The organism is Feifania hominis (assembly GCF_014384765.1).
Lineage (GTDB): Bacteria > Bacillota > Clostridia > Oscillospirales > Feifaniaceae > Feifania > Feifania hominis.
Genome location: NZ_JACRSP010000001.1, coordinates 355839 through 378282 on the forward strand (window position 1 = coordinate 355839; position 22444 = coordinate 378282).

The window sequence follows — 22444 nt, forward strand, 5'->3', positions numbered from 1 at the left end:
CAATTGACAGGTAAAAGCCTCTATTTTAATTTGGTCTGTCCCAGCGGGCGGCGAAAGTAGTCGCGCGTGGTCTTGATGACAACGCCGGACAGCCCCAGAAGCGCGATGAGGTTTGGAATCGCCATGAGGCCGTTGAGCGTATCGGCGATCTTCCACACCAGTGAGAGATTGAGCGTCGCGCCCACCACAATGGCGGCGAGATAGATGATCTTGTAGACCACGGTCGCACCACCGCCGAAGAGATACTCAACGCAGCGCTCGCCGTAGTAGGACCAGCCGAGAATGGTTGAAAACGCGAAAAAGACCATCGCCACGGTGACAAAGATGCTGCCAAAGCCCGGAAAAGCAAGTTCAAACGCGGCCGAACTGATCTCCGCGTCGCCGATTCCGCTGCCGAGCAGCCCCGAAGTCAGAATGGCAAACGCCGTGACCGAGCAGCCGAGTATGGTGTCAAAGAAGACCTCGAACACGCCCCAGACGCCCTGCTTGACCGGGTGATCCACATCCGCCGCAGCGTGTACGATGGGGGCCGAGCCGAGACCGGCCTCATTGGAGAAGACGCCGCGCGCGACGCCGTATTTCATGGCATTGAAGATCACATAGCCCGCAACACCACCGCCGACGGCGCGAAAGCTGAACGCCTCACGAAACACAAGTGAGAGCGCGTCGGGCAGAGCCGCGCGGTTGACCACCAGAATGGCGACACCGCCAAGCAGATAGGGAATGGCCATAAAGGGTACCATCTTCTCGGTGACGCTGCCGATGCGGCGGATCCCCCCGAGAATGACAAGCCCTACGATGAGCGCAGCCACAAGCCCTGTGACAAGGGGAGGGATGTGGAAAGTGGCCCTGAGATTCGCCGAGATGGAATTGACCTGGGTCATGTTGCCGATGCCGAAAGAGGCGAGCGCGGCAAACAGCGCGAACACGACGGCGAGGGGCTTGAGATGCAACCCCTTTTCAATGTAGTACATGGGCCCGCCCACATACTCGCCGCGTTCATTGACCGTACGGAATTTGATGGCGAGCACAATCTCGGCGTATTTGGTGGCCATGCCGAAGAACGCCGATACCCACATCCAGAACAGCGCGCCCGGCCCGCCGGCAATGATCGCGGTGGCGACGCCGACGATGTTGCCCGTACCGATGGTTCCCGCGAGCGCTGTCGTCAGCGCCTGAAAGGGGGAGATGCCCCGCTTGCCCGAGCGGCGGCCGCTGCCGCCGAAGAGGGAGCCGATGGTGTTCTTGCAGATGAAAAAGAACCGTTTGATCTGTAAAAAGTTACACCGAACCGTAAAGAAAATACCGGTGCCCACGAGCAGCACCAGCATAAACGGCCCCCAGACAAAGGCGTTGACCGTATTGACGACATTCTCAAAGCCGCGGGCGACCGGTGCGAGACGCTCGCCGATGGTTGTGAAAAAATTTGTGAGTGCTTCCAAGCGTGTATTCCACCTTCCTGCGGGGCTATATTTCGCTGAGCAGGGCGCGCACCACCTGCTCCACCGGAGCATCCGCGCGCAGCGCGAGGTGGCAGTTTCGCTCATAGTGCGTCCGGCGCTGCCGGTATAACATACTTATGCCGCCGAGCAGGTCTTCATGCCGCAAAAGTGGACGCGTCGTATCGCCGATCAGATTCCGGTGGCAGAATTCCACGGGGACGTCGAGCCAGCACACGAGACAGCGCTCCCGTAAAAGCTCAAAGTTCTGCGGGAAGACCATGGCCCCCCCGCCGAGTGCAATTACGGTGCGCTCGCGACCGGCGAGCTGCGTAAGACAGGCCGATTCCAGCCTGCGAAAAGCGGGTTCTCCCTGTGTGCGGAAGATTTCGCTGATTGGGCCATGTACCCGCTCAATTTCGACGTCCGCATCCACAAAGTCAAAGCCCAGAGCGTCGGCGAGCGCGCGGCCCACCGTGGACTTGCCGCAGCCCATGAAGCCGGACAGGGCGATGTTCCGGCGGCCGTGAATCTGCAAAAGCCGCTTTTGTGCAAGCCGGGCGAGCAGGAGACGCTCGGCGTCGAGAAGAATCGGCTCGGGCGTGTGGGTGTCAAGCCAGATGTCCTCGGCGGCCGCGCCCTGAATCACGAGCATCGCAAGGCCGTTTTGCCCGCGTGCGCCGCACGAGCGGGCCTCGCGCAGAAGCCGGGTCAGCGGCGGGTTGTAGATGGTGTCGAACACATACTGCACGCCGTCGGGCAGCGCAGCCGGCAAGCCGTTTTCAGCCGGCGACATTCCCACCGGCGTCGCGTTGACGACAAGGGAGAAAGAAGCGCTTGGCAGCGAGTCGAACCCGGTGCTGTGCGCGCCGCAGGCCTCGGCGAGAGCGTGTGCCTGCTCCGGTCGGCGCGCCGCCACACAGAGCCGGGCGCCCTGCGCGTGCAGAACACGCGCGATCACCTGCGCCACGCCGCCGGCGCCGAGCAGCAGAGCGGATTTTCCCGCCGGGTCATAGTCGCGCTCGAGTGCCCGCGCAAAACCGTCAAAATCGGTGTTGTATCCAGTGAGCCGCCCCGCTTCGACCCGGACGGTGTTGCACGCGCCGAGCGCGCGCACACGGTCGTCGCAGCCATCGAGCAGGGGGAGGATGGCCTGTTTGTGGGGGATGGTGACGTTGAAGCCTGAGAGAATCTCCCGCGCGCGCGCCACCGCGGCGCCGAGGGACTCCGGCGGCACGTCGATGGCTATGTAGTCGGCATCGATGCCGGCGCGCCCCAATAAAAAAGTGTGGAGCTCGGGGGAAACCGAGTGCTCCACGGGGTGGCCGAAGAGTGCAAAAGTGCGCCGCGTCGGCCGGTATTGCAGGAACTGTTCAAAGGTCATAGGCTCTCCTCCGTCAGCCTTGCAATGGTGCCGAGAAAGTCGGGGTAGGAGATCTCGGCGCAGGCAAAGTCGTCAATGGCCGAGGGCTCGTCAAGGCGCAGAGCCAGAACCGCTTCACTCATGGCCATGCGGTGGTCTCCGTGAGAGGAGAAAGCGGCCGCGTGCAGCGGGTGGCCGCCCTCAATGACAAGCCCGTCGGCGGTCGTCTCAATGTGCGCGCCGCACTTTTTCAGCTCCTCAGCGATGGCACTCAGGCGGTTGGTCTCCTTGACCTTGAGCTCCTCAGCATCGCGGATGACTGTCGTGCCGCTTGCAAACAGGGCAGCCACGGCGAGAATGGGAATCTCGTCGATCATGCGCGGGATGATGTCTCCGCCGACCTTGACGCCATGCAGCGTGGAGGCGCGCACGAGCAGATCGGCCACCGGTTCACAGCCGCCGCGGCGATTGAAGATCTCAATGTCGGCGCCCATCTCGCGAAGCACGTCAAGAAGTCCGGTGCGGGTCTCATTGACACCGACGTTGGTCAGCACAATCTCCGACTCGGCGAGAATGAGAGTCGCGACGATCAGAAAGGCGGCCGAGGAGATGTCGCCCGGCACCGTGATGTCGCAGGCGTGCAGTGTGGGAAGTCCGCGGACGGCGGCTGTGCAGCCGTCGATGCGCACCTCAGCGCCCATTTCACGAAGCATAAGCTCCGTGTGGTTGCGCGAGAGCGCGGGCTCGGTGACCGAGGTCTCCCCGTCGGCGAAGAGCCCGGCGAGAAGAACGGCGCTCTTGAGCTGGGCCGAAGCCACGGGGGACTGGTAGTGAATTGGGCGCAGGTTCCCCCCGCGCACGGTCAGCGGACAGCAGCCGCCCATGCCCGAGACGGTGGCCCCCATCTGAGAGAGCGGGGTGATGATGCGCTCCATCGGGCGGCGGCGCAGAGAGGCGTCGCCGTCGAGCGTGCTCTCAAATTCACAGCCGCACAGAATACCCGCGAGCAGGCGGGTGGTCGTACCGGAGTTTCCGCAGTCGAGAAGCGCCGTGGGCGCTTTGAGACCGTGAAGTCCCCGTCCGTGTACCGTGACCTCGGTGCCGTGGTGGTCGATGTCGATTCCCAGGCGGCGCAGGCAGGCCATGGTCGACAGGCAGTCGCCGGTGCTCAGAAAATTTTGAATGTGGCTGTCCCCCTCGGCGAGAGCCGAGAAGAGCAGCGCGCGGTGAGAAATCGACTTGTCGCCCGGCACGGCGACGCACCCGAAGAGCGGGCGCTTGGGAGTAATGAGCATGACAGTCACCTCGGTAGCGGGTTGTCCCGCAAATGTGTGAATTTACAGCTCCCGGTAATTGCCCAGGAGCTTGAAGAAAGGCAGCTCACACTCGAGCTGCAGCAGGATTGCCTGGATGTTCTTGTCGCGCAGGCTGCCCGAAAAGTCAAGATAAAAGGAGTAGGTAAAAGGGCTCTCCGGCATGGGGCGCGACTCGATCTTGAGCAGGTTCACGCCGTAGTCGCGAAAGACGTCGAGCACAAAGGCGAGCGCGCCGCGCTCGTGGGGAGTGTGCAAAACGACGCTGACCGTGTCGGCATCGGGCCCGCAGACCGGCGAGCGGGCAACGCGGATGAAGCGCGTGGTATTCGAGGCGGCATCGCGGATGCCGCTGTGCAGAACGGGCAGGGCGAGATGTTCGGCTGTAAAGCGGTTGCACAGCGCCGCAATACCGGGGTCGCCGCGCTCCTGCACCAGCGCAGCGGCTCCGGCCGTATCCGAGCAGGAGCGAGGCGTCAGAGCGCGCTCCTTGAGCCATGCGGCACACTGGGAGAGCGCCTGCGGATGAGAGTAGACCTCGCGGACAGTGTCGTCGGAACCGGTGGAGACGAGGCAGTACTCGATGTCGAGCGTGGTCGCCTCGACAATGGAGAGCCGGTGCCTCAGCAGCAGATCGTAGACCTCGCGCACCGTACCGGCAGTGGAATTTTCAATGGGCACGACGCCGCAGTCGACTTCGCCCGAACCGACAAGACGAAAGACCTGCTCAAAGTCGACAGCGCTTTGAAGAGCCGCCTGCGGCAGAAGTTTGCAGGCCGCCTGGTGGGACCAGGAGCCGAAAGAGCCGTAGTAGGCGCAGCTGTCTTTGGGCTGAGCCTGTGTGAGCGCCGACATGCAGGCGGGGAGCCGCCCCGCGTCGACAAACGCGCGGTACTGCCGCTCGCGCGAGAGGAGAATGAGCGTGGTGAAAAAGGAGTCGCCGGCGCCCTGAAGCTCCTGTGGGAACCGGGTACGCAGACTCTCGTGGATGGCGGCCTCGCGCTCGCGGTTTAAAATGGCGCCGCCGTTTTCAAGCTTACTGCGCGCGACGTCGAGCGCGCAGCCCATGCGCTCGGCGAAGAGACGGGTGAGTTCTCCGTCGATGCGGTTGATGGTCTGCCGGATGGCATTCAAATCAGACATTGGCAAGTCCCTCATAGCCGTACTCCTCGAGCAGCAGATCACACACGGCGATGGCTGCGGCATTCTCCACCACCGGCACGGCGCGGGGCACAACGCAGATGTCGTGCCGGCCGCGGACGACAAGCGTCTCCTCGTTGCCGCTTTTGAGATTGAGTGTGCGCTGGGGCTGCGCAATGGAGGAGATGGGCTTGAACGCTGCGCGAAAGACAATTGGCATGCCGGTGGTGATGCCGCCGAGAATGCCGCCGTTGTGGTTGAAGCGGGTTTTGATCTGGTCGTTTTCGCTGTAGTAGGGGTCGTTTGCCTCGCTGCCGCGAAGAGCGGCAATGCCGAAGCCCGAACCGAACTCCACGCCCTTGACGGCGGGAATGGAGAAGAGAAGCGACGAGAGGGCCGATTCCACGCTGCCAAACATCGGCGAGCCGCAGCCGGGCTTCATTCCCGTCACGGCGCACTCGACGACACCGCCGAGCGTATCACCAGCCGAGCGGGCAGCGCGTATGAGCGCGAGCATGCGTTCGCCCGCCTCAGCCGAGAGAACGGGCAGCTCGTTTTGCGCGATGCGCTCGGCCTCACCGCCGCCGATTCGGCAGAGGTCGAACACCTCGTCCGCGACGTCGGCGATGCTCGCGATGTGGGCGATCAGCTCGATGCCGCGTGTGCGCAGAAAGGAGCGGCACAGGCTCCCCGCGAAGACCAGAGGAGCAGTCAGCCGGGCGGAAAAGTGGCCGCCTCCGCGCGGGTCGTTTGCCCCCTTGTAACGGACCATCGCGGGATAGTCGGCGTGGGAGGGCCGCGGCATGTCGGTCAGATTGTCATAGTCCTGCGAGTGGGTGTCGCCATTCTCCATGACGGCGCAGATGGGCGCGCCCGTGGTGCGCCCGTCGCGAATGCCGGAGAGAATACGAAAGTCGTCGGTCTCGTGACGCTTAGTGGAAAAGGCGCCGCCCGACGGACGCCGGCGTGCCATCTGCGCACGGATGAAGTCAAAATCCACCGCAACGCCGGCGGGAAACCCATCGACAACCGTGCCGATGGCCTCGCCGTGCGACTCGCCGAAAATGGATATGCGAAGCTGATTACCATAGATGGATGACATGCAAAGGCCCTCCTGTTCAGACAGCGCTCAAAGGCACTGTCGCAGTAGTGAGTGAAAATCCTCCACGGGAATGGGGTGGATGACCGCCTCCCCAAAGCGGCGCAGAAGAATCAGCGAGAGGCTGCCGGAGAGATTTTTCTTGTCGTGCAGCGCCGCTTCGAATAGTTCATCGGCCGAGTGGGTGAGCGCGGTCGGCAGATTGTGGCGCTCGAGTAGGCGTACAAGCTGCGCCCGAGTACCGGCCTCGGTGACACCGAGCCTCTCGCCGATGGCGGCCGCGGCGACCATGCCGGCCGCCACCGCCTGCCCGTGGGTGTAGCCGGAGAAATTTGAGAGCTTTTCCTCGGCGTGGCCGAGGGTGTGACCGAAGTTCAGAATACCGCGAAGTCCCGTGTCGAGCGGGTCCGCCTCGACAACGTCGCGCTTGATGGCGACACAGCGGGCGATGAGGGCCTCGAGGGCCTCACCGTGGGGCCGCTCAAGAAGAAGCTGCTCCATCGCGGCGTCGCGGATGGCGGCGTACTTGATGACCTCGCCGAGCCCGTCCTCAAAAAAGACGCGGGGGAGTGTCGTGAGAAGCTCCGGGTCGATGAGAACTGCGACCGGGTTGTGAAACGCCCCGACGAGATTTTTGCCGAACGGCGTGTCGACGCCGGTTTTGCCCCCCACGGAGGAGTCGACCTGGGAGAGAAGCGTCGTCGGAATCTGAACATAGGGTATGCCGCGCAGATAGGTGGCACTGGCAAAGCCGGTCATGTCGCCGGTGACGCCGCCGCCGAGCGCGCAGAGCAGATCCGACCGGGTGAGACCGTTCTCGCTGAGAAACCGGTAGAGCTGCCCGATGGTGTCGAGCGTCTTCGACTGCTCCCCGGCGGGAAAGACAAACAGGTGAGTCTGAAAACCCGCGGCTTCAAGACCCGCCAACAGTCCGCCCGCATAGAGCCCGGCGACATTGGAATCGGTGACCACCGCCACGCGCCGGCCGCTCACAAGCGGCAGGGCGGTGTGCGCGACACGGGCAAAGCAGCCGCTCTCAATGATAATTTCATAGGGGTGGTCAAACCCCGCGCAGGATATGGTTGTCATGGCATGTCCCTTTACAATTCGCGGCCGACCGCATGGGCGATGGGGCGCAGTTCGCCCATCAGCTTGTCAAACGCATGAGGGGTGAGCGACTGGGCGCCGTCACTGAGCGCCTCGCGCGGATTCGGGTGAACTTCGATGATCAGGCCGTCGGCCCCTGCGGCAACCGCCGCCTTGGCGAGCGCGGGCACGAGCTGGTAGGCGCCTGCCGCGTGGGAAGGATCGACGATGACAGGCAGGTGGCTGTGCATCTTGAGTACGGGGACAGCCGAAATGTCGAGCGTGTTGCGCGTGGCGGTCTCAAAGGTGCGAATGCCGCGCTCGCAGAGCATGACCTGCTCGTTTCCCTCGCTCATGATGTACTCGGCGGCCATGAGCAGCTCCTCGATGGAGTTTGCAAAGCCCCGCTTGAGCAGAATGGGCTTTTTCGACCGGCCGAGCGCCCGCAGAAGCTCAAAGTTCTGCATGTTGCGCGCGCCGACCTGAATGATGTCGACGTCGCGCTCGTAGATGGGCAGATGATCCGCACCCGTGATCTCGGAGATGATGGGCATGTGGTACTTGTCGCGCGCGGCGTGGAGCATGGCGACGCCCTCGTCCTTGAGCCCCTGGAAAGAGTAGGGGGAGCTGCGGGGCTTATAGGTGCCGCCGCGCAGAATCTCAGCGCCCGAGGCGTGTACCGCACCTGCAACCGTATCGATCTGCTCATGGCTTTCGACTGAGCAGGGGCCCGCCATTACAACGATCTTTTTGCCACCGATGACAATGTCGGTGCCCGGCAGAGTGATCTGTGTGTCGTGGGGGTGAAAGCGGCGGTTTGCGCGCTTGTAGGGCTCCTGCACTTTCATGACCCGCTCGACGACGTCATACATCAGGATATTCTCCGGGTTGATGGAGGAGGTGTCGCCCACAAGGCCAAGAATGGTGGTGCCGGTGCCCTCGATGGGAGAGACATTTACGTGAAAATGCTCCAGATATTTTGTCAGCTCTGTGACGCCCTCTCTGGGAGCGCCGGTCTTTAACACAACAATCATGTTACGTTCTCTCCTTTAAACGCGCGTGGACGCGCGTCTTCGTCTTATTAAAATAATATCGAAAGAACTTGTTTTTTTCAATTGATTGATGTGAAGAATATTTGGAAATTGATGCGCTCCATTCTGGGTAAATAGCCGTCAAAAAGGAAGAAAAAGGAGCTTTACAGAACAAATGTTTGGTTTTATAATGATCTTCAGAGAGGAGGAACCGGCATGCAGCGTGAGATTCTGCACTGTGATCTGAACAATTTTTACGCCTCGGTGGAATGTCTCTACAACCCGCGCATCCGGGAGCTTCCGGTCGCGGTCTGCGGCAGCGTGGAGCTGCGCCACGGCATTGTACTGGCCAAGAACATGGCGGCCAAGGCCTGCGGTGTCAAGACGGGCGAGCCGGTCTGGGCGGCGAAGCGCAAGTGTGCCAATCTTGTGGTGGTGCCGCCGAACCGTGAGCGCTATCTGAGTATGAGCGCGTCGGCGCGCGCGATCTACGAGCGCCACAGCGGCTTTGTCGAATCGTTCGGCATCGACGAGTGTTGGCTCGACGTCACAGGCTCGCCCGAGCCCGGCGGCGGGGAACAGATTGCCGAGCGCATCCGCCGGGAGATCCGCGAGGAGCTCGGCATCACGGTCTCGGTTGGCGTGTCCTATAATAAGATTTTTGCCAAGATGGGCAGCGACTACAAAAAGCCGGATGCGGTGACGGTCATCACGCGCCAGAACTACCGCGAGCTTCTCTGGCCGCTGCCGGTGCGCGAGCTGCTCTTCGTCGGGCGGGCGACCGAGAGCAAGCTCCACACGATGGGGCTCTACACCATTGGCCAGCTTGCGGGGTGTGACCCGGCGTACCTGATGCACCGCCTGGGAAAAAACGGCTATATGCTCTGGCTCTTTTCAAACGGCCGCGATGAGAGCGCCGTTATGCCGAGCGATTATGTCGATGAGCCGAAGAGTGTGGGCAACAGCATGACGCTCCCGCGGGATATCACGAGCCGGCGCGAGGCGGAGGTGACGCTGACGCTGCTCGCCGACAGTGTGGCAAAGCGGCTGCGCCGCGCGCGCAAGGTGGCGCGGATCATCCAGGTCTCGGTCAAGGACAATGAGCTCTTCTCGCGCGAATATGAGAGCCTGCTGCCCGAGCCGTCGGCCTCGGCTGCGGCGCTCACAGCCTGCGCGGCCGGACTCTTTGGCGCGCGCTACCAATGGGAGAGGCCGGTGCGCGCGATGGGGCTTCGCGCGGTGGAACTGCTCGACGAGGACACTCCCGTGCAGCTCGATTTGGAGCAGTATGCCCGCAGCCAGCTCAGACAGGAGAAGATTGAGCGCAGCATGGATGAGATCCGCCGCCGCTTCGGCGTGCGGGCCATCACGCGCGGCTGCCTGCTCGACGGGTCGGTGACGGGGACGATCTCCCCGGCGGATGACAACATCGTCCACCCGGTGGCATTTCGAAAGAGGTGAGTGTCTTGAGAAAGGTCTATGTCAAGGTCAACGCCGACTTCGACAGCGCCGGAAACATCATTCCCCGGGTCATCACCTGGGAGGACGGCAGACGTTACAGCGTCGATCGCGTGACCGAGTGCCGGCCGGCGGCAAGTCTCAAGGTCGGCGGCCACGGGCTGCGCTACCGCTGCCGCATCGGGCGCATGGAGAGCTATCTGTTCTACGAGGAGGGAAAGTGGTTTGTGGAGGCCAAGCAGTAGCGGGCCTCTTTTTTTGCCGCTTGAAGCGGCGCGCCTTTTCCGGTATGATAGGCGTATGAGGTGGAGAGACGATGAACAAAAGCGCAAAGATCATTCGAAGAGTTCTGCTTGCGGCAGGTATTGCGCTGCTCGCGATTATCCTTGTGACGGGGTTGATCTACCTGCGGGTGGAGCGCATCGGCAGCCGGGAGCTCTATGACATCGGGCAGAGCGATCAGATTGTCGCCGCCGACGCCATTCTGGTGCTGGGGGCCTATGTGCGCCCGGACGGCAGCGTCTCAACCATGCTGCAGGACCGCCTCGATTACGCTCTCGCGCTCTATGAGGCGGGCCTGGCGCCGAAGATCATCGTCTCAGGAGACCACGGAAGAGAGTCGTACGACGAGGTCAACGCCATGCGCGAGTACCTGCAGCAGCGCGGTGTGCCGCGCGGAGACATCTTCATGGACCACGCAGGTTTTTCCACCTACGAGTCGATCTACCGTGCGCGGGATGTATTTCTGGCCGAGCGTGTCATCATCGTGTCCCAGCGCTTTCATGTGGTGCGGGCGCTCTACATCGCCGACCGCCTCGGCCTCGACGCGGCCGGTGTCAACAGCGACCCGCGCGAGTACGCGGGAATTGTGAAAAACGAGATCCGCGAGATCGGCGCGCGTGTCAAGGCATTCTGGCAGGCCGAGATTCTCCGGCCGAAGCCGACCTATCTCGGAGAGGAGATTCCGGTCTGGGGAGACGGGGCAATCACCGATGACGGAAAGACCTGATAAAAGAGTGTTTCATCAACGGTAAGAGCCGCTGACAGGAGCTTTGTCTGGCGCCGGAATGGCGTTACCACACCGGAGGATGCCGGTGAAAAAATGCAAAAGCAGGGGTGGCTTATGCAGGAAGTAGAGCTCATCAAGACAGACGGCAAAACCCGGCGCTTTCGCAATCTGACCTATCGCAAAACGCGAAAATACATCCTGCGGGAGGCCTTCTCTGCACAGATGTTCTATGTGCTGATGACGGGCTCCTTTCTCGCGGGCTATCTCGAGTATCTGGGCCTTGACGCGAACACCTCGGCGGTGCTCATGCAGCTGCCCTATCTCGCGGCGGCGGTGCAGCTGATCGCGCCGCTGTTCTATGAGAGCAGGAGCCACCGCATGAAGTATTTCATCGGGCTCTTTGTCGCCTATCGCATGCTGGTGGCGGGAATCGGTCTGCTCGCTCTGGTGCGGGGCAGTGCCGCGCTGCGCGCGGCGGGCTTCTGTGCGCTGATTCTCTCGGGGTACTCGTGCAACTACTTCGGAGAGCCGGCTTTCAACGAATTTTTGACAAACGTTGTTCCGGCAAAGCTGCGCGGGCGCTTCATGTCCCGGCGCGACGCCTGTATGATCGCGGGCGGCGCCGTCTCGAGTATCGTGATGGGGCAGGTGCTCGACCGCTTTCGCGGCGCGGACAGAGCAGGGCTCGGCTACACGGTGCTCTTCGCCGTGGCGGCAGTTGTCATTGTAGTGAACTTCATCTGTATGAGCCGCTTTTGTGAGCCGCCGGTGCGAACAGGTCGTGTCAGACTTCGCCTTGCGGATGTCTTTCGCATCCCGCTGTCAAACCCGGGCTACCGGAAGTTCATCCTCTTTCACATCATCTACAACTTCAGCGTCTATGTGGCGTTTGCCTACTACAGCATCTACCAGGTGAGAAACCTCGGGCTGCCCTATACGGTCATCTCACTTCTGTCGCTCGCGGAGAATCTCGCGCGGGTGTTCGCGTCGCGCTACTGGGGCCGGCAGCCGAGCCGCCGCAGTCTGCCGCAGGTGCTGCTGCGCGCCATTGTGATTCTCGCGGTGATCCACTGCCTGTGGATCGTCATGTGTCCGGCAACGGCCCCGTTTTTGCTGCCTGTGGTTCACATCGGCGGTGGGTTCGCGTGGGCGGGAGTTGCGGTGAGTCTGCTGACGGTGAACTTTCTGTTTGCCCCGCGCAAGTCGCGCACGGTCTACTTTGCGCTCAACGCCTGCACCGGCCTTGTGACGGGCTTTTTGGCCTCCCTCGTGGGCTCGGCGATTGGGAGAGCGCTCATCGGAAAAAGTCTGCGCCTCGGGCCGCTTCTGCTCACCGGGGAAAACGTGATCTTTCTCGTGTCGGGCTTCGGCCTGCTCGCCACCGCGCTCTATGTCAAATGTGTGCTGCGGGAGGACGCTGTGACGGCCGACTGATTCGCACGAGGAGTGCGGGCAGCCCCGGGCTATCATAAACCAACAACAGGGCCGCCTGCAGGGCGGCCCGCTCACGGAGGAGATATGGATTTTTCAGACAGAATGGGACGTGTCGGCGTCGACGGGGAGCAGCGGCTGCTGCTGCGGCGCGCGGAGGAACTCGTCGAGCGCGCCGAACGCAGCGGCCGGGCGGTGTCCCGCCACTTCTACACCCCGGCGGAGCAGGAGTTGATCGCGGGCGCTTTCAGAGGCCGAACACCGCTCACTCTGGAGTTTGACGGGGGCTATGAGGGAGCGGAGCGGCGCATGCTGCTGCTCTATGAGCAGGGGGAGATAAGACCCGAGCCGCCGCTGACAGCAGTGGCAATCGAGTTCCCAGCCCGCGCGGCGGTACCGGCCCACAGGGACTATCTCGGCAGCCTCATGGGGCTCAATCTCAAGCGTGAGACCATCGGCGACATCCTGGCCTGTCCGCAGTCGCCCGGCATTGTCTTTGCGGCGGACGCAGTCTGTGGTGTGCTCTATGAGGAGCTGCGCGAAATTGGCCGCACTCCCGTCACAGCGCGCCCGGCGCGCCTGGAGGAGATTGTCGTGCCCGAGCCGGACGGCATTCTGAAAAGAGCGACAGTTGCCTCTCTTCGCCTCGACAGCGTGGCGGCCGAGGGCTTTGGCCTCTCGCGCACGCGCATGGCCGCACTCATCGCCGCGGGCGGGCTTCAGCTCAATTTCAGACCGTGCGAGAGCCCCTCGCGGGAGGTCGGCGAGGGAGATGTTTTCTCAGTGCGCGGCAGGGGGCGCGTAGTGCTCACCCACGTCGGGGGGAACTCGAAAAAGGGGCGCACCTTTGTGGAGCTTACCTGCTTTTTGCGCTGAAAGGCGCTTTGGGCGGCGGGAATGTTCCCGCCGCCCATGGCGCCAAAATATATAAAGCGAACGTTCGGCACGGTTTCTTTGGCGGCATCCTCAAGGGTTCAAACGCCGTGCCAACGGCCCGCCTGTTGCCGCCCTTTTAATAGAGTATGAGACGGGCGGCGGTTTGTGATTGTGCGCGGGCCCGTTGCCGGGCGGCTATTTTGAAAAAACGCCGTTCTTTTTTCGGTTGACTTCACCTGGCAAAGCTCATACAATAAAATCAGCCAAATCAAAAAAGTGAGGGATTTTTTAAGATGATGAAAATAGCTCCTTCCGTGCTGACTGCCGACTTTGCGCGTCTCGGAGACGAGGTCGTCGCCGCGGCGAAGGCCGGCGCAGACTATATGCACCTCGATGTGATGGACGGTGTGTTTGTACCAAACATGTCCTTTGGGCAGGACATCATCAAGTGTCTGCGTCCGCTGACCGACATCACATTCGATGTACACCTGATGATTGTCGAGCCAGAGCGCTACATCGACGAGTACCTCAAGGCCGGGGCAGACATTTTGACTTTCCACTACGAGAGCACCGAGCGCCACGATGAGATCATCGACCGCATTCATGCGGCGGGCGTCCGGGCCGGTATGGTCATTAAACCCAAGACCCCGGTGAGCGTTTTGGAGCGGTTTGCAGAGAAACTCGACCTGATTTTGATCATGTCAGTTGAACCCGGCTTCGGCGGGCAGTCTTTCATGCCGGAGAGCCTTGAAAAGCTGCGCCAGGCCCGTGCGCTGATTGAAAAAACCGGCCGCGAAATCGACCTTGAAATCGACGGCGGCATCAAGAGTCACAACATTGGTCTTGTTGCCGAGGCGGGCGCAAATGTCGCAGTTGTCGGCTCGGCGGTCTACAACGGCGGCGACTACGTCGAGAACATCCGTGCCCTGCGTGCGGCGGCCGGCAAGTGAGACACAGAATAGAGAGCTGTGGGGGTGGTGTCATGGCCCCGTTGGTTTGTGGGAAAATGACACCCGGTCAAAAGTGGAAGATAACAGCGAGAGCGTAACATGCGTGTTACGCTCTCGCTGCGTCTTGGGAATATCCGCTCGCATCGGATCCGATTGACAATGGCAGAGGATCGTGCTATCATATAGTCAAATAATAGACTATCAAATTATGTACGGAGGGCTTTATGACGCAGGAAGAAATCAGGGGATATGTCAATCAATACGGCAAGTTGCGAGATGTTCAATATTCCGTGTACGAGCGCTATGCAAGACGACACAGTTTAACAGCGAAAGAACTGTTTGTGTTGGATATCATCTGGTTTGCGCCGGATGGCTGTCTACAGTCTGAGATTTGCGAACGGCTGTCCGCTACAAAGCAGACAGTGAGTGCAATCGTAAAAAAGTTTTTGAGACAGGGATATGTTACTCTGACAGAATCTGAGACAGACCGCCGAAACAAAATTGTCCGTTTTACGGATGCTGGCGTTGCCTACACCAGGAAAATCATTCCACCGGCGGCCCGCGCGGAACGTGAGGCCATGGGCGAATTGGCTGGGGAGGATATTGCAGAGTTGGTGCGACTTACAACACTTTTTTCCCGCAGCATGATAGAGAAGTTTGAAGCCATACAGGAGGTGCGCAGATGATCATCAATACCGGCGGCCGTACGGATACCGTACAATACTACACAAAATGGCTTCTGAAACGGTTTGAGCAAGGCTATGTCTACTCCCGAAATCCACTGTTTCCCAACAGGGTGACTCGCTATGAGCTATCACCCGACGTGGTGGACTGCGTGGTATTCTGCTCCAAAAATTATGAACCCATCCTTGCCGATTTGCCCCAAATCACAGACAGGTTTCACACCTATTTTCACTATACGATTACTGCCTACGGCAGGGATGTAGAGCCCGGGGTACCGTCCATTGAGCAGAGTGTGAAAACATTGAAAAAGCTGTCCAACCTGGTAGGCAGACAGCGTGTGGCGTGGCGGTATGATCCCGTTCTGCTCACTTCAAAGTATACGCTTGAGGTTCACAGGAAAACGTTTGAGCAGATGGCAAGCGAACTTACCCCCTATGTGGATCGCTGTATATTCAGCTTTGTTGAGATGTACAAAAAGCTCACAACCAATATGCCGGAACTGCAAGTGTTGACGGAAGCAGACAAGAGTGCACTGGCTCGAACACTGGGCGAAATTGCAGCAAAGTACGGCCTGAAACTGCAGACCTGTGGGACAAATGGAGACTACACTCGTTACGGCATTCAGGCCTCCGGGTGCATGACTCTTGAGATGATTGGGCGGGCCAATGGAGTTGTGTTTAAAAATCTGAAGCACAGGGGAATGCGGCAGGGCTGCCACTGCATCGAGAGCCGAGACATTGGTGCCTATGATACCTGCCTGAATGGGTGCCGGTACTGCTACGCCAACAAGAGCCCTGACAAAGCGACTCAAAATTTTCGGCAGCATGACCCCGACTCACCGCTGCTGCTGGGTCATTTGACAGAGACCGATGTCGTACAACAGGGCGCGCAAAAGAGCTTTCTCTCAAAGGATGTGCAGCTATGACGGTTCAAGAAATTGAGACTAAGAGTGTCCTGTCCAAGTCAAATCTGCCGGTCAGTGATTATTCGGTCAATCCATACGTGGGCTGTGCTCACGCCTGCAAGTACTGCTATGCCAGCTTCATGAAGCGCTTTACGGGCCATTCTGAACCGTGGGGCGAATTCGTTGACATCAAATGCTGGCCGACTATTCGCCATCCAGAGCGGTATGCGGGAAAGGAGCTGTTTATCGGCTCCGTGACTGACCCCTATCAGCCGCTGGAGAAGACATGGAGGCGGACCAGGGCGCTTCTCGAGCAATTGCAGGGGAGTGGCTGCAAAATCAGCATCGCCACCAAGTCCGATCTTGTTTTACGGGATCTTGACCTCATCAAAACCTTTCCCAATGCCCGTGTATCCTGGTCGGTGAACACATTGGATGAGAGCTTCCGGCAAGAGATGGACGAAGCAGTGAGCATCGAGCGCCGTCTGGCAGCCATGAGAGCTTTTCACGATGCAGGAGTGCGTACAACCTGCTTCATTTCGCCGATTTTCCCCGGTATCACTGACGTGCCCGCAATCATACGAAGAGTCAGGCATCTGTGCAATCTTGTATGGTTGGAGAACCTGAATCTGCGCGGAAACTATAAGTCGGTTATTTTTAAATACATAGAGAACACACACCCCGATCTGCTGCCGCTCTACCAGGCGATTTACCAGCGAAACGACCGTACCTACTGGGCCGTGCTGGATGAGGAGATACGGAATATGACGAACGCTGAGGGGCTGATCTATCTCCGAAGTGACGACTCGGTAAATCGTCCCTTTGAGGAGCCGCCGCTTGTGGTCAATTACTTTTTTCATGAGCAGATTAAAAAGTCGGCAAAGAGGGGGGCGAATAAAAATGCCTGAGTTGCCAGAGGTGGAGACCGCCAGACGTATACTGGAGCCACAACTCAAGGGTAAAACGATTGAAACAGTGGAAGTGCGCAACACGCAGATCATTGCACATCCGCAGGTAGAGCAGTTTACGGCAATGCTGCAGGGGCAGACCGTAACCAAAATCAGTCGTCGGGGAAAATTTCTCACCATTCATTTTAAAAGCCATGACAGGCTCTGTCTACATCTTCGGATGACCGGAAGGCTGCTGGTCATACCCGAAGAGGAACCGGTGCAAAGACACACGCATCTGATTGCATCTCTGTCGGATGGCAATCAAATTCGATATCTTGACACAAGGCGCTTCGGACGCTTTTGGTTTTTGCGAAGCGCAGAGGAGGATACATATACCGGCCAGTCCAAACTGGGCATGGAACCTACAGATGCCGCGCTGAGCGCAGATTATTTGAAATCAAAGCTCGCACACAGGAAAGCGGCGATTAAAACAATGCTTCTCGATCAGTCCGTAGTAGCCGGAATTGGCAACCTCTATTCTGATGAGATTCTATTTGATGCGGGCATACATCCTCGGGCGCAATGTGACACTCTCATGGCCGCTGATTGGGAACAGCTGGCAAGATCTATTGCGAAAATTATTCGATGGGGAATCGATGCCGATGACATAACACCACAGGAGTATTTACAGGGAGAGGGCAGAGAGTACCGCAACGCCGCACATCTGAGAGTATATGGACGCGCGGGACAGCCCTGTGTTAGCTGTAAGACAGCAATTGAGAGAGTGTTAATCGGTGGCAGAAACAGTTGTTTTTGTCCGCGCTGCCAGAGGAAAATTTAACCTTGCAGTAGTGGGGCATGTATTTTGGGGCGGCTCGATAGCCGCTCCGTTTTTTGTGGTTTGTCGGTAGATGAGCTTTTACAGTAAATTTATTGCAGTGGGGTGAAAGCAGGAGTGAACTGGGAACCCGCCCGGATGGTTTTGCGAAAGTTTCACAAAATTAGCTATATCCAAAGAGGTGTTTTTGTATTATAATAGTGGTAATTACCACAGTTGTACCGCCGGGAGGAGTCCCGGCTCATCATACTGGAAAGAGGCGGTGTGACGATGCAGGAAATTCGTTTTACACTCACAAACAAGCTGGGGCTTCATGCGAGGCCCGCATCTCTGCTCGCGCAGACAAGCAGCAAATTCAAGAGTACAGTTACCATCGAAGGCAAGGGAAAGACGGTCAATACCAAGAGCGTCATTCTGCTGATGACCCTTGGCTTCGGCGAGGGAACGGACTGCAAAATTGCCGTCGAGGGTGAGGACGAGACCGAGTGCATGGAGGCCATCAAGAATCTGGTCGACAACAACTTCTTTGAAAAAGAGTAAGGCCGTTCGGCTTTCGAGGTGAGAGAATGGAGAAAGTGGTAAAGGGACTCGGCGTAGTCAAGGGCATCGCAGTGGGCAAGCTCAAAATCATCAAGACCGATTTTGAGGAGGCCAAGCGTGCCTATGTCCGCGGGACGCCGCAGGTGGAGCGGCAGCGCTACGAAGCGGCCTGTGAGCATGTGCTGAGCGATCTTTCGAGCCTGCTCGAGCGCTTTCAAAACGAGGGCAGAGATACCCAGGTTGAGATCATCAACGCGCATGACAGTATTGTCAAAGACGAGTTCATGCGCGACAAGATCATCCAGAACATCGAGGCGGAAAATTCCGCCGTCGACGCCATTCGCCTCGCCGCCGTTGAGGTCTCGGCGATGTTCGAGGGGATTGACGACCCCTATCTCAAAGAGCGCGCGACCGACATCGGCTATGTGGGCAACATGCTCACCAAGGCGGTGCTCGGCATCGGCGACCCGAAGTTTGACGAGGACAATCTCATTGTCTATTCGGAGGAGGTGGAGCCGTCGCTGATTGCGTCGTTTCCAAGCGACAAGGTCAAGGGTATCGTCATGGGGAATGCGAGTCTGACCTCCCACGCGGTCATCATCGCAAAGGCCCGTGACTTTTTGACCGTCGTCGGCGTCGGCGACTGCTGCGACGGCATGAGAGACGGCGATGAGTGCATTCTCGACTCCTACGAGGGTGTGCTCATTGTGCGCCCCAATGAAAAAACAAGGGCAATTTATGAGGAAAAACTCCGTGAGGAGCGTGAGCGGCAGCAGCTCTTTGAGACACTCATCGATCTGCCTGCTGAGACGCTTGACCACCGCGAAGTCACCATTGCCGCCAATGTCGGCTCGGTGGCGGATATGGACAATGCCCTGGCTAAGGGCTGTAAAGGTGTTGGCCTTTTCCGTACGGAGTTTGTCTTTATGGAGGCCAAGAGCTTCCCCGGTGAGGAAGAGCAGTTCTCCATTTACAAGAAAGTCATTGAAAAGTGCGGCGGCGAGCTGTGTGTGATCCGCACAATCGACATCGGCGGAGACAAGCCGCTGTCCTACTTCGACTTCGGCAAGGAGGACAATCCGTTTCTCGGCTGGCGGGCTATCCGCATGTGCCTTGCAAACCCGGATGTGTTCATCATACAGCTCAAGGCCATTTTGCGCGCAGCAAAATTCGGCAGAGCCGGAGTCATGCTGCCGATGGTGACCTCTGTCTCTGAGGTCAAGACGGCAAAACAGTATGTCGAGACCGCCCGCCGACAGCTCGAGGAGGCGGGGATGGAGTACGGCGACATCCAGATCGGCATCATGGTGGAGACGCCGGCCGCCGTTCTCATGGCACCGGCACTGGCGCGCGAGTGTGACTTTTTCAGCATCGGGACAAACGATCTTGTGCAGTACATCATGGCGGCCGATCGAGGCAATGCCAAGATCAGCTATCTCTATGACTATTTCAACCCGGCGGTTCTGCGAGCGATCAAAATGGTGGCGGACGCCGCGCACGACGCGGGAATCTGGGTCGGCATGTGCGGCGAGATGGCGGGTGACATTGATGCGACCGAGCTGCTTGTCGCCATCGGCATCGACGAGTTGTCGATGAACGCGAGTTCCATTCTCGAGATCAAAAACAAGGTGCGCCACATCAAGGTCAACGGCGATCTGCTCTCGGCGGCGCTGAAGATGACCGATCCCACCGAGGTGCGCGAGTATCTGTCGAACAAGTGGTGAGCGCGCCGTTTGGCAGCCGGGCACGGCGTGTTTCGACCGTGTGAACGACTCACGTTTAAAAAGAGATCAAAACAGCGGCCCCGGCTTTCAGTGCGCCGGGGCCTTTTTTTGCCGGAGAGGGGACTTGTATGTCGGAACTTGTCATTCAAAATGCAACACAGGGCAATCTCAGAGGCGTCACACTCGCCATTCCAAAGGAGAAGCTGGTGGTCTTCACCGGACTCTCCGGCTCTGGAAAATCCACGCTTCTCATCGATGTGCTGTTTCAGGAGTGTCAGCGCCAGTATCTCGAGGCGATGGGCATGCAGGGAATCCGCAAGCCGCAGGTCGACCGGGTACGCGGGGCGTCGCCCGCTGTTCTCATCACACAGAGCGACCAGAACAAAAACCCCCGCTCGACCGTCGGCACGGTGAGCGATCTCTACACCGACCTGCGCATGGTCTACGAGAAGCTGAGCGTACGCACCTGTCCGGGCTGCGGCAGACCCATTTCCAGCGCCGACTGTGAAGAGCAGACCGAGCGGGAGGGAGATGAGTTCCGCGTCTTTATGATCTGCCATCTCTGCGGGCACCGCATGCGCAAGCTGACCCGGAGCGAGTTTTCCTTTAACACCAGGCAGGGCGCCTGCCCAACCTGTCAGGGTCTGGGCAGTACGCTGAGCGTCAGGCTTGAGAGTGTGCTGCGCGAGGAGCTGTCGCTCGAGCAGGGAGCCGTGGCATTTTGGGAGGCAAAATTCGGCGAATACCAGACCGGCGTGTACTACCGGGCTCTGCGCCACTTCGGTATCCCCGAGCCGCGGGATATAGCCGTTTCGCAGTTTGATAAGCTTCAAAGGGCCATTCTCATGGAGGGCGTCACATGTGACGCGGTGCGCGAGACCTTTCCCGATGCGGCGCCGCCCAAGACGGCGGCTGCGGGCCGCTTCGAGGGCGTTGTGCCCATGCTTTGGAAGCGGCTTCGAGACCACGGCGGCGATCTTGCGCGGCTCGGCGCCTACTTTCACAGTGTTGTCTGCTCCGACTGCGGCGGCGAGCAGCTCTGTGAGCTGAGCCGGTCCGTCACGGTGGAGCAGACCAGGCTGCCGGAGCTTTCGGTGCGCTCGCTCGAGGAGCTTCGACAGTGGGTCGATGCACTCGCGGAAAAACTCGACGGCAAGCGCAGCGATATGGTGGGGGACTATCTGCTCGATCTCAGAACGAAGCTCGATCGTTTTTTACAGGTGGGGCTCGGCTATCTGACCCTTGATCGACAGACAACCACTCTGTCTGGCGGGGAGCTGCAGAGAATGCGGCTTGCGGCTGTGCTGGACTCCGATCTGAGCGGGGTAATCTACATTTTGGATGAGCCGACCGTGGGGCTGCACCCAAAAGATACGGCGGGGCTCGTGGCCGTGCTCAAGAGACTCAGGGATAAGGGAAACACGGTTCTGGTCATCGAGCACGACCCCGATGTGATGCGGCAGGCCGACTGGATTGTGGACATCGGACCGGGATCCGGCCTCCGCGGCGGCCGGGTGGTCACGACTGGAACGCCCGAGGAGATCTGCCGCAGCCCGGAGTCGGCAACAGGGTGCTATCTTGGCGCCACTCATCCGGGTAAGACTGTCTTTCGTCAGCCGTCGGGCACAGCGGTACGGGTGAGCGGCGCGCATAAATTCAACTTAAAGGGGTTTGACGTTGCAATTCCGGCGGGGTGCCTGAGCGCAGTGACCGGCCCCTCCGGTTCGGGCAAGTCGACGCTCGTGTTTGAGCTGATTGCAAAGGGCGACCACCGGGGCCCTGACGGCGCCGTGTCGGGCTGTGGCCAGTTTGACGCCTTAGTGGAGATCGGGCAGGCGCCGCTTGCCCGCATGAAGCGCTCAAATGTCGCGACTTACTGCGGTGCATACGCCCCCATCCGTACACTCTTTGCTGGGACGCCGCAGGCGGTCAGCCGGGGGCTCGGCGCAAGGCACTTTTCGTTCAACACCACGGGGGGACGCTGCGAGACCTGCCAGGGGCTCGGCGTGGTAACAAGCAATCTGCTCTTCTTTCAAGATGTCGAGGTGGTTTGTCCGGCCTGCGGCGGCCGCCAATTTTCGGACGAGGTGCTCGATGTGAAGTACCGCGGCCACTCCATCCACGATGTGATGAAGTTATCGGTGGAGGCGGCGGCTGAGCTCTTTGCGGACCGGCGGCCCATCGCGGAGATTTTAAATCTGCTCATGGAAGTGGGGCTCGGCTACCTGGAACTCGGCCAGACGCTTCCCACGCTCTCCGGCGGGGAGGGGCAGCGGCTAAAGCTCGCGCGCGAGCTGATTGGCAGCAGGGGCCGCAAAAGAAATCTCTATCTGCTCGACGAGCCGACGACGGGACTGCACCCGGTCGATGTGGAGCACTTTCTAAGGCTTCTTGACAAGTTGGTCGACGCGGGCTCTACGGTGGTCGTAGTGGAGCACAACGAGCAGCTCATCCGCCACTGCGACTGCGTTGTGGATCTCGGCCCAGGAGGCGGCGAGAGGGGCGGGGAGCTGATGTTCACCGGCACGCCGGCTCAGATGCAAGAGGCCGTCGGCGATACGGCACGCGTTTTCTTTGGGAATCATTAAAAAAGGCGCTCCGCTTCAAAAGCGGAGCGCCTTTTGTGTGGAGGAGCCGATGCCGGCCGAGGAGAGAAGTGGGGCAAAACT

20 protein-coding genes are annotated in these 22444 nt (G+C 59.7%); 13 read left to right on the top strand and 7 right to left on the bottom strand.

Features of this window, described 5'->3' with window-relative positions:
• Window positions 1-20 precede the first annotated feature (20 nt).
• From H8695_RS01695 to aroF, 7 genes are read right to left on the bottom strand one after another with little or no spacing between them, the layout of a single operon-like run.
• Window positions 21-1412, bottom strand: a complete 1392-nt coding sequence (locus tag H8695_RS01695) for an alanine/glycine:cation symporter family protein (RefSeq protein ID WP_488154040.1) — start codon at window positions 1410-1412, stop codon at window positions 21-23.
• Between the two features lie 55 nt (window positions 1413-1467).
• Window positions 1468-2823 (bottom strand): shikimate dehydrogenase, encoded by a 1356-nt coding sequence (gene aroE, locus H8695_RS01700; protein WP_249299134.1) that lies wholly within the window; start codon window positions 2821-2823, stop codon window positions 1468-1470.
• Window positions 2820-4097, bottom strand: a complete 1278-nt coding sequence (gene aroA, locus H8695_RS01705) for a 3-phosphoshikimate 1-carboxyvinyltransferase (RefSeq protein ID WP_249299136.1) — start codon at window positions 4095-4097, stop codon at window positions 2820-2822. The genes aroE and aroA overlap by 4 nt, the downstream gene beginning before the upstream one ends.
• Window positions 4098-4139: 42 nt before the next feature.
• Complete coding sequence (locus tag H8695_RS01710; protein WP_249299141.1) at window positions 4140-5258, bottom strand: bifunctional chorismate mutase/prephenate dehydratase; 1119 nt, start codon at window positions 5256-5258, stop codon at window positions 4140-4142.
• On the bottom strand, window positions 5251-6357 hold the full coding sequence (aroC, locus tag H8695_RS01715) for a chorismate synthase (protein WP_249299143.1): 1107 nt from the start codon (window positions 6355-6357) through the stop codon (window positions 5251-5253). Before aroC ends, H8695_RS01710 begins: the two co-directional genes overlap by 8 nt.
• A 27-nt stretch (window positions 6358-6384) precedes the next feature.
• Window positions 6385-7443 carry a 3-dehydroquinate synthase gene (aroB, locus tag H8695_RS01720; RefSeq protein WP_249299144.1) on the bottom strand — a complete coding sequence of 353 codons (1059 nt, stop codon included), beginning with the start codon at window positions 7441-7443 and terminating at the stop codon, window positions 6385-6387.
• 11 nt (window positions 7444-7454) lie between these two features.
• Complete coding sequence (gene aroF / locus H8695_RS01725) at window positions 7455-8474, bottom strand: 3-deoxy-7-phosphoheptulonate synthase (RefSeq protein WP_249299148.1); 1020 nt, start codon at window positions 8472-8474, stop codon at window positions 7455-7457.
• A 213-nt stretch (window positions 8475-8687) separates the two neighbouring features.
• On the opposite strand from aroF, the gene H8695_RS01730 reads away from it, so the two are divergent.
• The 13 genes from H8695_RS01730 to H8695_RS01790 all read left to right on the top strand — a co-directional run bounded on the left by H8695_RS01730 (window position 8688) and on the right by H8695_RS01790 (window position 22363).
• A complete protein-coding gene (locus H8695_RS01730; protein ID WP_249299149.1) occupies window positions 8688-9932 on the top strand; it encodes a DNA polymerase Y family protein in 1245 nt (414 codons plus the stop codon).
• A complete protein-coding gene (locus H8695_RS01735; RefSeq protein WP_430413281.1) occupies window positions 9929-10174 on the top strand; it encodes a hypothetical protein in 246 nt (81 codons plus the stop codon). The genes H8695_RS01730 and H8695_RS01735 overlap by 4 nt, the downstream gene beginning before the upstream one ends.
• A 71-nt stretch (window positions 10175-10245) precedes the next feature.
• Complete coding sequence (locus H8695_RS01740) at window positions 10246-10938, top strand: SanA/YdcF family protein (protein ID WP_249299151.1); 693 nt, start codon at window positions 10246-10248, stop codon at window positions 10936-10938.
• Window positions 10939-11052: 114 nt separating this feature from the next.
• Entirely contained in the window at window positions 11053-12372 is a 1320-nt protein-coding gene (locus H8695_RS01745; RefSeq protein ID WP_249299152.1) for an MFS transporter, read from the top strand.
• A gap of 102 nt (window positions 12373-12474) precedes the next feature.
• Window positions 12475-13245: a YlmH family RNA-binding protein gene (locus H8695_RS01750; protein ID WP_249299153.1), complete on the top strand. Its 771-nt coding sequence runs from the start codon at window positions 12475-12477 to the stop codon at window positions 13243-13245.
• Between the two features lie 293 nt (window positions 13246-13538).
• Window positions 13539-14195, top strand: coding sequence for a ribulose-phosphate 3-epimerase (rpe, locus tag H8695_RS01755; RefSeq protein WP_249299154.1), 657 nt, complete (start codon window positions 13539-13541; stop codon window positions 14193-14195).
• Between the two features lie 224 nt (window positions 14196-14419).
• Window positions 14420-14881, top strand: coding sequence for a MarR family winged helix-turn-helix transcriptional regulator (locus H8695_RS01760; protein WP_249299155.1), 462 nt, complete (start codon window positions 14420-14422; stop codon window positions 14879-14881).
• The gene (locus H8695_RS01765) at window positions 14878-15804 is read left to right on the top strand and encodes a DUF1848 domain-containing protein (protein WP_249299156.1); all 927 of its coding nucleotides are present in this window, start codon (window positions 14878-14880) and stop codon (window positions 15802-15804) included. Before H8695_RS01760 ends, H8695_RS01765 begins: the two co-directional genes overlap by 4 nt.
• Window positions 15801-16691, top strand: coding sequence for a radical SAM mobile pair protein B (locus tag H8695_RS01770; protein WP_249299157.1), 891 nt, complete (start codon window positions 15801-15803; stop codon window positions 16689-16691). The genes H8695_RS01765 and H8695_RS01770 overlap by 4 nt, the downstream gene beginning before the upstream one ends.
• Entirely contained in the window at window positions 16684-17514 is an 831-nt protein-coding gene (gene mutM, locus H8695_RS01775; protein WP_249299158.1) for a bifunctional DNA-formamidopyrimidine glycosylase/DNA-(apurinic or apyrimidinic site) lyase, read from the top strand. The genes H8695_RS01770 and mutM overlap by 8 nt, the downstream gene beginning before the upstream one ends.
• Before the next feature lie 267 nt (window positions 17515-17781).
• On the top strand, window positions 17782-18051 hold the full coding sequence (locus tag H8695_RS01780; RefSeq protein ID WP_249299159.1) for an HPr family phosphocarrier protein: 270 nt from the start codon (window positions 17782-17784) through the stop codon (window positions 18049-18051).
• A gap of 26 nt (window positions 18052-18077) precedes the next feature.
• Window positions 18078-19775, top strand: coding sequence for a phosphoenolpyruvate--protein phosphotransferase (ptsP, locus tag H8695_RS01785; RefSeq protein ID WP_249299160.1), 1698 nt, complete (start codon window positions 18078-18080; stop codon window positions 19773-19775).
• A 128-nt stretch (window positions 19776-19903) separates the two neighbouring features.
• Entirely contained in the window at window positions 19904-22363 is a 2460-nt protein-coding gene (locus H8695_RS01790; protein ID WP_249299161.1) for an excinuclease ABC subunit UvrA, read from the top strand.
• Window positions 22364-22444 lie beyond the last annotated feature (81 nt).

Coding starts and splice junctions, on each gene's coding strand:
- aroA (WP_249299136.1), bottom strand. CDS start 4,097: ATGCTCATTACTCCCAAGCGCCCGCTCTTCGGGTGCGTCGCCGTGCCG.
- ptsP (WP_249299160.1), top strand. CDS start 18,078: ATGGAGAAAGTGGTAAAGGGACTCGGCGTAGTCAAGGGCATCGCAGTG.
- H8695_RS01750 (WP_249299153.1), top strand. CDS start 12,475: ATGGGACGTGTCGGCGTCGACGGGGAGCAGCGGCTGCTGCTGCGGCGC.
- aroF (WP_249299148.1), bottom strand. CDS start 8,474: ATGATTGTTGTGTTAAAGACCGGCGCTCCCAGAGAGGGCGTCACAGAG.
- H8695_RS01780 (WP_249299159.1), top strand. CDS start 17,782: ATGCAGGAAATTCGTTTTACACTCACAAACAAGCTGGGGCTTCATGCG.
- aroC (WP_249299143.1), bottom strand. CDS start 6,357: ATGTCATCCATCTATGGTAATCAGCTTCGCATATCCATTTTCGGCGAG.
- aroB (WP_249299144.1), bottom strand. CDS start 7,443: ATGACAACCATATCCTGCGCGGGGTTTGACCACCCCTATGAAATTATC.
- H8695_RS01765 (WP_249299156.1), top strand. CDS start 14,878: ATGATCATCAATACCGGCGGCCGTACGGATACCGTACAATACTACACA.
- rpe (WP_249299154.1), top strand. CDS start 13,539: ATGATGAAAATAGCTCCTTCCGTGCTGACTGCCGACTTTGCGCGTCTC.
- mutM (WP_249299158.1), top strand. CDS start 16,684: ATGCCTGAGTTGCCAGAGGTGGAGACCGCCAGACGTATACTGGAGCCA.
- H8695_RS01745 (WP_249299152.1), top strand. CDS start 11,053: ATGCAGGAAGTAGAGCTCATCAAGACAGACGGCAAAACCCGGCGCTTT.
- H8695_RS01770 (WP_249299157.1), top strand. CDS start 15,801: ATGACGGTTCAAGAAATTGAGACTAAGAGTGTCCTGTCCAAGTCAAAT.
- H8695_RS01760 (WP_249299155.1), top strand. CDS start 14,420: ATGACGCAGGAAGAAATCAGGGGATATGTCAATCAATACGGCAAGTTG.
- H8695_RS01710 (WP_249299141.1), bottom strand. CDS start 5,258: ATGTCTGATTTGAATGCCATCCGGCAGACCATCAACCGCATCGACGGA.
- H8695_RS01790 (WP_249299161.1), top strand. CDS start 19,904: ATGTCGGAACTTGTCATTCAAAATGCAACACAGGGCAATCTCAGAGGC.
- H8695_RS01740 (WP_249299151.1), top strand. CDS start 10,246: ATGAACAAAAGCGCAAAGATCATTCGAAGAGTTCTGCTTGCGGCAGGT.
- aroE (WP_249299134.1), bottom strand. CDS start 2,823: ATGACCTTTGAACAGTTCCTGCAATACCGGCCGACGCGGCGCACTTTT.
- H8695_RS01730 (WP_249299149.1), top strand. CDS start 8,688: ATGCAGCGTGAGATTCTGCACTGTGATCTGAACAATTTTTACGCCTCG.